We start from the raw sequence: 13322 nt of genomic DNA on the forward strand, positions 1-13322 counted from the left end.
GGGGCGCCGCGCATCTCGCGCCCCCCGCGTGCGCCGGAGCGCGCTACAGCGCTTCCACGAACATCGCCAGGTCGCGATAGGCACCGGAGGGAGTCATGGTGACGTACCAGACGCCCGGCTCGGGGTCCAAGACCCAGCAGGAGTTGTAGCTGCGGAAGTCCGACGACATGCAGCCGTACTCCGTGGCCGTCGGCGGGCTGTCCTTGCGCGCCGCGACCTTCATCGCGCCCGCGGGAGAGCCCGTGTCCATGCCCGCCGCCTCCACCGCGAGGTGGTCCATGCCCGGGGGCACCATGACCTTGAAGGTCCTCGCGAGCGCGGACGAGGCGGTGAGCCCCTTCGTATAGGTGCCGCTGCGCACCAGCGACACGGCGTCCACCTGCTGGGCATGGAAGCCCACGACGCGCGCCGAGGTGAAGGTCGCCGAGGTGGACCTCACCAGCGCGTACCAGGTGCCCGCATCGGGCGCCGACACCTGACACCGCACGGTGCCCGCGGTGGGCTCCGCGCAGCGCGTGCTCGCCGTCGTCGGCAGCGCGTCCTTCGCGAGGAAGACCGCCAGGTCGCCCGTCGTCGCCGCCTGCTGGCCGGACACCTCGAAGAGCAGCTCCGTCTCCCCCGCCGGCACCTCCAGCGTGAAGAACTGGGGCTGGCCCGGCTTGATGACGAGGTTGGGCAGGGGCACGCCATTGGTGAGCGCCGTCACCGTCTGCGCGGCGAGCATGCCGCCGGTGAGCGACAGGCCGCGATACCGCGTCGTCCCCGTGAGCGACACGAACCACGTTCCCGCACTCGGGTTGGGGATGACGCACACCCGTCCGTGGGTGGTGGTGGAGCCGGTGCAGTCCACGCTCACGCTGCCCACCGGCCGACCTCCAAACTTCACCTTGAGGGTCGGGTTGCCCACGCCGTTCCCCGTGCCGAACCACAGCAGGCCCTGGCCCGGAGGGACCTCCATCCGCCACACCTGCTGCGAGCCGCCCTCCGCCGTCAGGCCGGTGAGCGCGACGTGGGACGACAGCGGGGCAATCCCCTCCGCCTGCGTCATCGAGTACGTCCCCGACAGGCGCGCCATGGACGACAGGTTCGTCACCGTCTGCGTCCAGTGCCCCACGTGCCACGTGCCGGCGCGAGGCTGGACGAAGTCGCAGTTCTCCTCGCTGCCCATCGCGTTCCTCGACGCGCAGTCGTAGCTGTAGGTGGTCGGCGGAGCACCGTAGCGCACGTAGAGGTTCGCGTCGCTGGTGAGCGTGCCCTCGCCCTTCAGGTTGAAGTTGAGGTGGCTCGCGCCCGGAGGGACCTCCAGCCGATAGACGGTCATGGTGGACACGGGGACGTTCTGGACGGGCTGCTCCCACATGCCGTTGACCAGCGCGCGCGCCTCCCGGTTCGTCGTGGTGATGCGCATGGCGCCGTTGAACGCGGTACTGCCAGACAGGGTGATGTACCAGACGCCTCCCGCGGGGGTGGGGATGTCACAGGAGCGCCAGGCCTTGCACTTGTAGGAGAACTCGGTCGGATAGGCCCCGTGCTGGATCCAGAGCTCCGGCCCGACGGAGTCGTGGTACTGGCGGCCCAGCATCTCCACCAGGAGATAGGGCAGGCCCTCGGGGAGCTCCAGGCGGTAGGTCCGGAAGACGTTCGCCGAGGACGGCACGGGCGTCGCGGTGTCGGCGACGACGGAGGAGATGGGCCCCGTCTCCGAGTGCCTCGCCACGAGGGAGGCGTTGGAGCCCGAGCCCGGAGGCGGCCACATGCTGGTGACGCGCACGAGCACGAACCAGGGGCCCTCCTGGGGGTCGAAGTAGTCGCACCGCTCGTAGGACGAGTACGACTGGGTGGAGGCGCAGTCGTAGTCCGTGTTCGTCGGCAGGGCGCCGCGCTTGACGTAGAGGCTCGCGTCCGCCTGGCTGTAGCCCTGCGTGACGAAGGTCAGGCCGGTGCGCCCAGGCGGTACGTCGAAGCGGTAGTAGGTCCCCTGGAAGGTCTCGGCGATGCCGTTCACGGTGACGCCGTTGAACAGGGGGAGCGGCGCGGTCACCTTCGCGGTGAGCGTGCGGTCCGTGAAGGCCGCGCGCGAGCGGACGCGCACGTACCAGGTGCCACCCGCGGGGCGCTCGATGACACAGGGCGTGAGCATGAAGCACCCCGTGGTGCCCGTCGCGGGGGGCGGGCTGCCCGGCTGTGCATCCACCATGACGTCCAGGGTGGGGTTGCTCAGGGTGAACTCGAGCTTCACCTGGTGGGGCGGCACCTGGAGGGTGAACAGCCGGTCCTCCAGCGGCATGCCGGAGAACGGTGCCGAGGGCTGGTCGAGCACCAGCGCTCCGGTGGAGACGGGCACGGCGCTGGTGTAGCCGGCCGTGAGCGTGTGGCCCGCGAAGTCGCCGTAGCCGCCCGGCTCCACCCAGAAGTGCCACGTGCCCGCCGCCGGCGCGTCGATGACACACGAGCCCGGCAAGGACTTCCGGCAGGCATAGCCGCCGTCGTGCACGGGCCGGCTGCCACGTCGCGCCGACACGTAGCCCGAGCCCGTCCCGCCCTGCGCCCAGATGGCCAGCCGCGCCTGTCCCGGTGGGACCTCCAGCGTGTAGTAGAGGCGGTCATCACTGTGGCCGCCCACGCCTGTCACTTGTTGGAGGTTCGTGAGCGCCGTGTTGCTGACCACGCCCTTGTAGCGGCCCAGGACCGAGAGGTACTCGAACTTGCGATACGGGTACTCCGGAGCCACCCGGACATACCAGGCACCGGCGCGAGGCTCCTCGAAGGTGCAGCGGCTCCCGGTGCTCGACCGGCTGCAGTCGTAGTCGGTGCCCTCGGGCGGACTGCCGTACTTCACCGTCATCAGGAAGGAGCCGAAGAAGAGGGACGGCACCTCGAAATAGAGCGTGGCGACAGACTCGGGGACATCCAGCCGGAACAGGAACGGCCCGCCCGATTCGCTGTCGAGGCGGGACACCTCCTGACCGTTCACCAGCGGAACGGCCAGCTCCAGGCTCACTGACTGCGCGAGCAGCGTGACGCCACTGAACGCCGCGTAGGCCCGCACCATGACGTGGTACGTCCCCGCCACCGGCGCCGTCACCGTGCAGGTCTCCGTGTTGCCGGTGGCCCACGAGCGGCAGTCGTAGCTGGTCGTCGAGGGGTTCCCGCCCCGCTTGACGTAGAGGTCCGCGTCGCCGGTGCCTCCCGAGAGCGTGACCTTCAGGGAGTCCTGCTGCGCGGGCACCTCCAGCGTGAAGAAGAGCATGGCGTCCTTGGCCGCCGAGAGGTTCGTCACCGGCTGGCCATTGATGAGCGCCGTCACGGGAGGCACCACCGTGCCCACGAGCTTCGCGCCGCTGAAGGCCGTGTAGCCGCGCAGCATGACGTACCAGGTCCCCGCCTGGGGAGCTGACACCTCGCAGCTCTCCGTGTTGCCGGAGGTGTTGGAGCGGCAGTTGAACGTCGCGAGGTCGGGCGTGGAGCCATGCCGGAGGTAGAGGTCCGCGTTGCCCGTGCCGTCCGAGAGCGCCACGCTCAGCCGCGTCTGCCCCGCGGGCACCTGGAGCGAGTACATGAGCCAGTCGCCCACGACGCCGGACACAGCCGTCATGGCCTGGCCGCTGGTGAGCGCGCGCACGGGGCTGGCGCCCGTGCCGTAGGCGGAGACGGTGGCCGTGAGCGTCACGTTGGAGAAGGAGCTCGTGGCGGTGAGCAGCACGTACCAGGTCCCGGCGATATCGCGGCCGGACACGGTGCAGCGCTCCACGCTGTCGGCTCCCGCGGACGTGCAATCACCCGTGGTGGCCGTCGGTGCGGCGCCGAAGGCCACCTTCATGTCCAGGTTGCCGGGCCCTCCCGTCGTGGCGAAGGTGACCGCGCTCTGGTGGGCCGGGACGTCCAGCGTGTAGAGCCGCTGCCCGCCCGTGGGGGCCGCGATGAAGGGGATGGGTGTGCCTGGGGTGAGCACTCCGTCCACCAGCTTCTGAGAATGGCCGTCGGTGGAATCCGGGTCCGACTCGGGTGACTCACCACGACAGCCGCTCCACAGGAGCAGCGCTCCCGCGAGCAGGAAGATGCGCTGAAGACTTTTCACAGGGGTCCTCGAATCGAGTCAGGGCCTCGCGGTGAGGGCCGCGAAGCCGCTTGAATTTGCAATCAGGTGACACTTGCTTCCGTCACCCTCGAACGGACCCGGGCGCGGATTGTCGCGTCGCGCCGCGAGGAATTTTCACCGGGTGTTCCAGACGAGGAGGACTCACGAGGTCTCGGAGCCGCCCTCGGAGGACACGGCCACCTCCTCGACGTCTCGGGTTCTCGAGGTCTCCAGCTCCACCGGACTTCCGAGCGCGCGACATCCACAGGCCGGACTGGGCGCCATGGCATGGAAGCCATCTCGTGCCCGGCGACTTCATCGCGCGGCTGCAGCAGGAAGCGGTGAACGCTCCCGAAGTGGCTTGCGACCCCAGGACATTTGCATTGCTCATCAGTCGACCTGCGCCGCCACAGCGCGTCTGCTGGTCAACGCTCCCCACTCAGCGGCTTAATTGGCTTAATCATGTTTTACGGCTCTATGCATGATGTTGGCGGCCCGGCCATCCGGAGCCAGCGCCTCCGCTCTCCCTTGGCGTGGAGCGCCCGAGAAACCGTCGACCACAAGGAGCACCATCATGTCTGGCCATCTTGCTTCACGCAGTCTGGCGTTGCTGGGAATCTGTGGGGGCCTGAGCGTTCTGGGAGGCTGTGAGCGCGCCGAGCCAGCGTCCGCGGACCTCGACCCGGTGGGCCAGGTGGAGAGCGCCGCCATCGTCGACACCATCACCGCGGGTACCTACGTCATCCGCTCGGTGATGACCAACAAGTGCATCGACGTCGCCTCGTCGAGCACGGCGGACGGCGCCAAGGTGCAGCAATGGGATTGCAATGGAACCAATGCACAGCGCTTCGTCGTCACGCCGACGTCCGGCGGCTACTTCAGCATCATCAACGTGAACAGCAACAAGGCGCTCGACATCAAGGAGGCCAGCGTCGCGGCGAACGCGCTCGTCCACCAGTGGAGCTACGGAGGTGGAACGAACCAGCAGTTCCGCTTCGTGAAGGAGGTGGGCAGTGAGTTCAGCATCCGCGCCCGCCACACGGACATGGCCATCGACGTGTACTGGGGCAATACGGCCAACGGCACGGAGCTGGTGCAGTACCCCTACGAGCAGCGAACGAACCAGCGCTGGACGTTCGACCGTGTCGATGGAGGCGGCGGCACGGGGCTGGCGGCCATCCTGAGCGAATCCACGTTCAACGCCATGTTCCCGAACCGGAACCCCTTCTACACCTACAGCAGCCTCATCGCCGCCGCGAGCACCTTCCCGGCCTTCGCCAATACAGGCTCGCTGGAGACGCGCAAGCGCGAGGTGGCGGCCTTCTTCGCCAACACGGCGCACGAGACCGGGAACTATGTCTACATCGAGGAGATCGCCCGTGGCCCCTACTGTGGCACCTGGGGCCCGCCGGGGTGCAACTGCGTCGCGGGCAAGCAGTACTACGGCCGTGGGCCCATCCAGTTGTCCTGGAACGGCAACTACTGCGCCGCCGGAGCCGCGCTGAACCTGCCCCTGCACACGAACCCCGACCTGCTGGCCCAGGACGCGAACGCCTCGTGGCGCTCCGCCTTCTGGTTCTGGACCACCCAGACGGGTGCCGGAAGCATGACTGCGCACAGCGCCATGGTGAACGGGGCCGGCTTCGGTGAGACCATCCGCACCATCAATGGCACGTTGGAGTGCAACGGTGGAAACCCGGGGCAGGTGCAGAGCCGCATCCAGAAGTATCAGGACATCGCCAACCTGCTCGGCGTGAGTCCTGGAGGCAACCTGGGCTGCTGAGAGGCAAGTCCCAACGCTCGTGGAGTGGGGCCGGAGAATCGACGGCCTCACCCCACGGGTGCGCCTGCGCCAGCATCACTGGAACAAGATGGGAAGCTGCTGCCGGTACGCGAAGTCGGCCAGCCACCGCAGCCGCTCCAGCAAGAACTCCCCATCCACGTCGATGAACGACTCGAACGCGTTCTTCGGCACCAGCCCGATGGACTTCGCCACGTTCCGTTGCCACTCCGAATAGAACGCGACCCCGGGGCGAGCGCTCAGCTCCGTGGCGATGGTCGTCAATTCATCCCGCAGCGTCTGGCACTCCGCGGCGGACCACTCGCCATCACAGTCCGAGTGGAGGATGAGCGTGGGAAACCGGGAGCCCTGCATCCCACCCTCCAGCTCGCGCGTGACGTAGTCCCGCAGTTCGCCGAAGTCCGCGTAGGAGCCCACCTCGACGCCCTCCAGTTCTTCCTCGTCCTCGAAGACACAGAGATAGAGCCCCATTACATCGCCTCCCGCTGGATGGTTCGTCCCGTCGTCCGGATCAGGGTCTTGAGCGACGAATGGAACTTGCAGCGCTTTGGAACCACCAGCACGAGCCGCTTGCGAATTTCCACCGCCCTGAACGCCAGGAGGCGGATTTGGTAGGTCGCGCGCAGGACGGACACTTTCTTTATCAAGTAGAGCTTGTCGTTGATCTCCGCATCAGGGCGCGTCCCACGCGGGACCTGGTGTCGCGTGTACTTGAAGGTCATGGGTTCGAGCCGGGTAGGGGTTTGACGGTGACGCCCCGGCGCTCCTACCACGCGCGGCACGCCCCCTGGATGGGCCTGTTCGTGAAAATCATGGGCACCATGAGTCGCTCGGCGTGAACTGGGCTTTGCCCTCGGCGGTCCGCCCCGCGGCGGTTCTCGAGCATCGAACTGCCAATAAGCGCACCGCGCCGTTCATGGCTACGCTCGTGGAGCCGAAGAGCGACTGCCCCGTGCACCGTGACTTGTGAATCGCGGTTCACCCATGCACCAAGGTGCGTTCATGACCATGAGCGATGAGGCCGAAGGCTCGACCACGAAGGCACAGCTGCGACAGCAACTGGACGCCATAGAGAACGACGCGCTTCGACAAGCGGCCAACTGGTTCATCCTCGCCGCCGGCACGGCGAACGTGATCATGCAGCTCTCCCGGCCGGCCGTCGCTTACGGCGTCATGGAGAGCAAGGTCGACGAGGGCAACCTCTTCAAGAACCCGAAGCGGCGGGCCCGCACCACGCTGGCGTACCTCGCGGTGACCATGCTCGGCGGGGCGGAGGAGCGCGCCGCGATACGCCGGGCGACGAACGTCTCCCACGCGCGCGTCCGCTCCGAGCCCGGGCATCCAGTCGGCTACAACGCGTTCGACCCCGCGCACCAGCGCTGGGTGACGGCGTGCCTGTACGTCGGCGCGGAGGACGCGTACCAGCGCGTGCACGGCCCGCTTCAGGGCGAGTTCCGGGAGCGGTTCTACCAGCAGGGGAGCGTGTTCGGCACGACCCTGCAGATGCCGCCCGAGTCGTGGCCGGCGACCCGCGACGACTTCGAGGCGTACTGGCAGGCGGAGGTCACGGGGCTCACGATGGACGAGCGCACGCGCGACTACCTCTGCCGGATCGTGCGACTCGAGTATCTCGGTCGCCGCATCCCCGCGCCCGTCCTGCGGCTGCGGCAGCGACTGGTCGCTGGCTACCTGGGGCCGGAGTTCCGCACGCTGATGCAGCTACCGTGGACGGAGGCCGACGCCCAGACCTTCGAGAAGTTCAACCGACGGCTGGCGGGTTTCATGCGTCTGGCCCCCACCGCCATTCGTGAAGCGCCGCTACGGCGACAACTGCGGGACGTGCGCAGGCGGCTGGCCGAGGGACGCCCGCTGTTCTGACACGGCTGGCAGTCAGCGCCGGAACTTCTGCGGGAACAAAGACTTCGGTGCAAGTCCACATCACCCCACGGGGACACCGGGCATGTCGCGAACGACCTTCTCGAGCTCCGCGCGGGCCACCGACTCCGGCGTCCACCGAATCAGCGTGTCGCGCACACTCCGCGCAAGGCCGTTCTCCCATTGCGCAACCCGGCCAAGCATCCATGAGCGGTCGCGAATCCGCTCCGCGCGCGGACGGCGGAGTTGCTCATACCGGGCCAGTGCCTCGTCCGTGGGCCCCATCGACACCAGGAGCTGCGCGAGCGCGGCTGCGTCCTCGATGGCCAGCCCCGCGCCCTGCCCCAGGTTCGGCGTCACCGCATGGGCCGCGTCACCTAGCAGCACGACACGAGGCTTCCACCACCGCAGCGCCGAACAGTCCTCGATGTCGTTGTGAAGCAGCCCTTCGAGCCCACCGAACGCCGCCAACGCCGAACGGGCCGGGTCCGCGAAGCCGGCATACAGCGCCTGGAAGCCGGCCAGGTCCTTCCACGGAGCCGGCGCACGACGCGGGGCATTGAGCGTGAGGAAGACATAGGACTTCCGCTCACCCAACGGCACCACGCCCACGCGCCTGCCCGTTCCCCACATCTCCACCACCGCGTCCTCGAAGTGCCCTTCCACCACGCCACGCCAGCACGTGTAACCAGAGTAGCGAGGGTGCACCTCGGCGCCGCACACGTGCTCCCTCACGATGGAACGGATGCCATCCGCGCCGACCACGACGTCGTAGCGCCCCGCTGTTCCATCGGAGAGCTCGACGTCCACGCCATCCGCCCCACTCCGCAAGCCCATCACCGTCACGCCCAGGCGCGGTGTGGGCGCCACGGAGCGCAGGACCTGGAGCAGCTTGTTCCGATGAAGCGTGGTCGCCGGCAGCGACAGTCCCGACACGGAGTAAGACGTCTGTTGGAGCACACGCCCCGACGCATCGGTGATGCGCGCCAGTCCCACCGGATGCCCGGCGGCGAGGACAGCCTCATGCAGCGAGAGCCCCTTCATCACGGCCATCACATTCGGGCCCAGCACGATGCCCGCGCCCTCGTCCCCATAGGAGGCCCGCCGTTCGACGAGCTCCGCCACCACGCCCCGCCTTGCCAGTGCGGCCCCCAGCGCGAGCCCTCCGATTCCTCCCCCCACCACGAGGACCTTCACGATGACCTCCTCGAACCCAACCCCACGAACAGCATCTCCAGGTCACGGCGAAGGCGCGCTCGCGCCGTGGCCACCGTGGAGCCCGCCATCGGCACGAGCATCCGCATCACCGCCGCGTAATAGACGCCGAAGACCAGCTCCGCCGCCCGCTCGCCGTCCACCTCCGCTCGCAGCTCACCTCGCGACTTCGCGTCGGACACGACCGATGCCAGCGCCCCCACCAGCCTCGCCAGCGCCGGGCGATGCAGCTCCTCGGCGGCGCCCGTGAGCCACGGCAGCTCCTTCACCACCACCCGCGCCAGCTCCGGCTGCGACGCGTAGTGGGTCAACAGCGGCGAGAACAGGTGCATGCACCGGTCCACGAAGGGCCCCTCCCCCGGCAGCGACGTCACCGCCCGCTCCACGAGCGGCATCGCCTCCGCGCGCCACAGCTCGTGCAGCAGCGCGTCCTTCGTCTCGCCGTACACCAGCACCGTGCCCGTCGCGACGCCCGCCGCCTCGGCGATGGCGCGCACGGTCGTCCCCTCATAGCCACGCTCCGCGAACAGCCGCTTCGCCGCCGCCCGGATGCGCTCCCACTTCTCGCTCTTGGCTCGCTCCCGCAGGGACATATTGAACAGGTTCATAATTGAACGCGTTCAAAATCTCCAGGGATTCGCTCCCGGACCGCATCGGGAACCACACGGGCAGGCGCTGGCGACCCGCCGGGCGTTGAAGGAAGGAGCGTGCCGCTGGCGTGGGATTTCGCGAGGCGGCGATGTAGGGATGCGCCGTGCCCGACCTGCTCGGGCGGAGGAGGACGGGTGACAGTCGCAACCCTCGAAGAAGGCCCGCTCAGGGGGCCGAGCTTCTTTCTCGACCGCACGGCGCTGCGGGCGGTCGCGCTGGCCCATCGCGACCGCTACGGCGTCGCCAAGCCCCATCCCCACGTCGTCATCGACGGCTTCCTCGGAACGCGGTTGGCGTCCGAGCTGGCCTCGGTCTTCCCGGGGGCGAACGACGCGCAGTGGAAGCGCAGGGACCACGTGGAGCAGGCGGCCCGGCTGGGACAGCTCCAGCGCAAGGCGTTCGAGGACGTCCCCGGCCCGCTCCGGCACCTGCTCTCGGAGTTCTCCGGCATGTCGTTCATCGACTTCCTGGAGACCGTCACCGGCGTGCAGGGGCTCATCCCGGACCCGCACTTCCGGGGCGCTGGCCTGCACCTCACGCTGCGCGGAGGACACCTGGCGCTGCACGCCGACTTCAACCGCGACCGCTTCCGGGCGCTCACCCGTCGGCTCACCGTCCTCTACTACCTGAACCCGGACTGGCAGCCCGCCTGGGGCGGCGACCTGGAGCTGTGGAACGCCGACCTCACGCGATGCGAGACGCGCATCTCACCGGTGCTCGACCGCCTGGTGGTGATGGCGCACGGCGATGACCACTGGCACGGCCACCCCACCCCACTGGACTGTCCCGAGGGACGCGGTCGCGCCGCAGTCGCCGCCTACTTCTACACCGCGGAGGTCTCCACGGACGCGCCGGAGCCCCACAGCGCCATCTGGGCTCCCACGCGCCCGTAACCTCTTCCCCCGCCCGCGTACGCGAGCAGGAGAAGGGACGAAGGCAGGGAGGGGCCAGCTCACGCACGGGCCCCTCCGCGACTTCAATCCGAGCCGAGGAGGTCCTCGCGCCTCAGTAGATGCACTGGAGTCCGAGGTTCAGCACGAACGGGACCCCCGTGTTGGCGTAGAGGTTCATCGTGCCCGTGGTGTAGCCGAAGTACTGGCAGACCCGGTTGACGGACGAGCGCAACTGCCACCACGAGGTGAACGGCGGGTTCATGCCGCTGAGGAACGGAAACCGGGGGTCATCGGTGTCGACTCCGCGAGGCGCCACGTGGGTGCTCGGGATGCAGACCAATCCCATCAGGTCCGCCGACGTGTTCTGGAAGCCCGTGAAGAACCCCGTGTTGTAGACAGAGCCACACTCCCTGTCGGCGATGGCGCCCGCGTTGTACGCCGCCTGCGAATCGAGCGAGGTGGAGCTGCCCTGCCACAGGGCCCACGCCCGCGCATCCGAGCCAGGGAGGTCCTGCCAGGTCACCATGTCGGAGGTGAAGCAATGGATGCCCATCAGCTCACCCGACTGCTCTCCGGTATACATGCCTCGCGCATAGCCATAGTTGGCACACACCCGCTCGGCGCTGCGGTTCGCGTAGGCCCAGCCCACGTCGTTACGATTCGTGATGGGATATCCCCCCGCGCTTCTGTCGGCGGCCGTCGTGTCGAAGAAGACAATCCCCGCGAGGGCGGGGGCCGAGACCAGTGCGACGATGGCGGCTGCAAGGGATGTCACGAGCTTGGAAATTCGCACGGCTCCAAACATTCTCTCTCTCCTGGAAGGAACATCGGCGGAGGTCGCCGAGAGAGATACGAAGCCCTGGTGAATCCTGGTCATCGTCGGCTGTGCATTTCCCGGGGAAGCCAGCAGCGCGCTGTACGATTCCCATGCAATCAAATACATGCCGCGCGACGCGTCAGCGAGGACCGGGAGCGCCCTGCGACACGCGTTCGGCACGGAAGCGACGCAGGCGCCGGCTGCTCACCAACATTCCATCGACGCCGCCTGACGCCCCCTTCGTGAAGGACACCGCGCCGAACGAGCTCACGAAGCGGTTGCCCCCCACGGGCTCGAGCAGGAGGTCGTCGCGACGGAACCAGCTCAGCGCCAGCTTCCCGTCGACGAGCCGCACCGTGTACGTCATGTCCACCTCGTCGCTGCGGTACTGCCCGACCAGGGCCTCCAGCTCGCCCACCGTGGGCATCGGCTCGCGCACCCGGACGAACTCTCGCGTCGTCGGCCAGAAGTCCTGGATGCCCAGCACGGGCGCCCCCGGCGCCGCCGACGCGTTGAAGCGCCACACCCCGGGCGTCGGCTCGGCCGGCAGGAACGCCCCCTGGCCGATGGGCGTCAGCGCTGCCGAGGAGCCCACCTCGCGCAGCGCGCCGTCCTTCACCTCCAGCCGCACCACCTCGTCCGTCTGGGGGCTCCAGTAGTTGCCGGCCAGCGCCGCCAGCTCCTCCGCGGGCACCACCACGGCGGGCGGAGTCATGTCCTTCAAAAGGCCGCCCAGGTACACCTCGGCCACCTTCCGCGCGAGCACCGTCGGGTCGATCTTCCCGTCGTTGCACAACACGGTGATGGCCAGCTTCTGCTCGGGGAAGAGGATGCTCTCCGTGCGGAAGCCCGCCACGTACCCGTCATGGCTCACCGTGCGAAGGCCCCGGTACGCCCCCAGCCGCAGCCCGCCGCCGTAGCCCGTCTCCCGGCCGTCGTTCAATCGACCCGAGGTCTGGAGCAGGTCCCGCAGCGCCGTCCCACCCAGGCGGCCATCGAGCAGGTTCTGCTGCCACGTCAGCAGGTCGTTCACCGACGAGTACACCGCGCTCGTGCCGTTGTACCCAAGGTCCGCCGAACTCAACCGCCACCCCCCTTCCGCGCGGGGCATGTACCCTGTCACGCGCTGGGGGATGGGCGGCGCCAGGTCATCCCGGAACGAGGTGTCCACCATGCCGAGCGGCTTGAAGATGCGCTCGTCGGCGAACGCCCGCTGCGACTTGCCGGACACGCGCCGCACGATGATGCCCAGCAGCGAGTACGCGGCATTGCCATAGAGAACCTCCTCGCCCGCAGCGAAGTTCACCCCGCGCTGCCGCGACTGGACCCAGAGGACATCCTCCTCGGTGTACAGGTCCTCGCCGCGCCATCCCGCCAGGGAGAGCAGCTGGCCCTGTTCGCGCAGCCCGTTGATGTGGTGCATCAGGTGCGCGACGGTGATGCGCTTGCCGTGGTCGGGCAGCTCCGGCACGTGCTTGCGCACATCATCATCCAGCGACAGCTTCCCCTCCTGCGCCAACAAGCCGATGGAGAACGCGACGAACTGCTTGGTGATGGACGCCAGGTTGAACGAGGAGCGAGGTGTGAGCGGCACGCCGAACTCCAGGTTCGCCAGGCCATGGCCCTTCACGTAGTCGCGCACACCGTCGCGCGAGACGCCCACGCCGCAGCCGGGCGACGCCTTGCCACGCCAGGTGGCGAAGAGCGCATCGACACGGGCGTGACGCTGGGCACGTGTCTCTCGCGCCGGTTGGGCGCGGGCGACAGGAACCACCAGGCCCCACGAGACGAGGGCCACCCACAGCAGGAGGGAAAGGGAAGGTCGCATGCACGGAGGATTCCGGAAGCCGTTCCGCCAGGTGCCGCCCATCTGCGAAGCGCCGCCCGGCATCGGTGAGCGCCTCGATTCCGGCGGTGGACGACTCCCCCTGGAGGCGAGTCCCCTCGGCCCCGCCCAGGTGTCCCCCAATCCGCTGCCCATAAGCGCGCGGA

The 13322-nt window shown here is 68.5% G+C and carries 10 protein-coding genes; 3 read left to right on the forward strand and 7 right to left on the reverse strand.

The features are described from left to right. Positions 1–43: 43 nt before the first annotated feature. Positions 44–4078 carry a PPC domain-containing protein gene (locus tag VZQ01_RS09230; RefSeq protein ID WP_426747589.1) on the reverse strand — a complete coding sequence of 1345 codons (4035 nt, stop codon included), beginning with the start codon at positions 4076–4078 and terminating at the stop codon, positions 44–46. Positions 4079–4652: 574 nt separating this feature from the next. Between VZQ01_RS09230 and VZQ01_RS09235 the strand changes: the two genes are divergently transcribed. After that, the gene (locus VZQ01_RS09235) at positions 4653–5861 is read left to right on the forward strand and encodes a glycoside hydrolase family 19 protein (protein WP_223785466.1); all 1209 of its coding nucleotides are present in this window, start codon (positions 4653–4655) and stop codon (positions 5859–5861) included. 75 nt (positions 5862–5936) lie between these two features. Here the strand turns inward: VZQ01_RS09235 and VZQ01_RS09240 are convergent, their stop codons facing one another. Further along, positions 5937–6350, reverse strand: a complete 414-nt coding sequence (locus VZQ01_RS09240) for an Imm70 family immunity protein (protein ID WP_426747590.1) — start codon at positions 6348–6350, stop codon at positions 5937–5939. Further along, on the reverse strand, positions 6350–6601 hold the full coding sequence (locus tag VZQ01_RS09245; protein ID WP_426747591.1) for a hypothetical protein: 252 nt from the start codon (positions 6599–6601) through the stop codon (positions 6350–6352). The genes VZQ01_RS09240 and VZQ01_RS09245 overlap by 1 nt, the downstream gene beginning before the upstream one ends. Positions 6602–6881: 280 nt before the next feature. On the opposite strand from VZQ01_RS09245, the gene VZQ01_RS09250 reads away from it, so the two are divergent. Next, positions 6882–7757 (forward strand): oxygenase MpaB family protein, encoded by an 876-nt coding sequence (locus VZQ01_RS09250; RefSeq protein WP_426747592.1) that lies wholly within the window; start codon positions 6882–6884, stop codon positions 7755–7757. Between the two features lie 60 nt (positions 7758–7817). Here the strand turns inward: VZQ01_RS09250 and VZQ01_RS09255 are convergent, their stop codons facing one another. Together VZQ01_RS09255 and VZQ01_RS09260 are read right to left on the reverse strand one after the other, a co-directional pair. After that, positions 7818–8951 (reverse strand): FAD-dependent monooxygenase, encoded by a 1134-nt coding sequence (locus VZQ01_RS09255; protein ID WP_426747593.1) that lies wholly within the window; start codon positions 8949–8951, stop codon positions 7818–7820. After that, positions 8948–9577 (reverse strand): TetR/AcrR family transcriptional regulator, encoded by a 630-nt coding sequence (locus VZQ01_RS09260; protein ID WP_426747594.1) that lies wholly within the window; start codon positions 9575–9577, stop codon positions 8948–8950. The genes VZQ01_RS09255 and VZQ01_RS09260 overlap by 4 nt, the downstream gene beginning before the upstream one ends. A gap of 177 nt (positions 9578–9754) precedes the next feature. Between VZQ01_RS09260 and VZQ01_RS09265 the strand changes: the two genes are divergently transcribed. Then, positions 9755–10513 carry a 2OG-Fe(II) oxygenase gene (locus VZQ01_RS09265; protein WP_223750232.1) on the forward strand — a complete coding sequence of 253 codons (759 nt, stop codon included), beginning with the start codon at positions 9755–9757 and terminating at the stop codon, positions 10511–10513. Between the two features lie 112 nt (positions 10514–10625). Here the strand turns inward: VZQ01_RS09265 and VZQ01_RS09270 are convergent, their stop codons facing one another. Continuing rightward, complete coding sequence (locus VZQ01_RS09270) at positions 10626–11162, reverse strand: hypothetical protein (protein ID WP_426747595.1); 537 nt, start codon at positions 11160–11162, stop codon at positions 10626–10628. A gap of 307 nt (positions 11163–11469) precedes the next feature. Beyond that, complete coding sequence (locus tag VZQ01_RS09275) at positions 11470–13158, reverse strand: serine hydrolase domain-containing protein (RefSeq protein ID WP_426747596.1); 1689 nt, start codon at positions 13156–13158, stop codon at positions 11470–11472. Between the last annotated feature and the right edge of the window lie 164 nt (positions 13159–13322).

The sequence above is a fragment of the Myxococcus faecalis genome (genome assembly GCF_050039385.1).
Classification (GTDB): domain Bacteria; phylum Myxococcota; class Myxococcia; order Myxococcales; family Myxococcaceae; genus Myxococcus; species Myxococcus fulvus.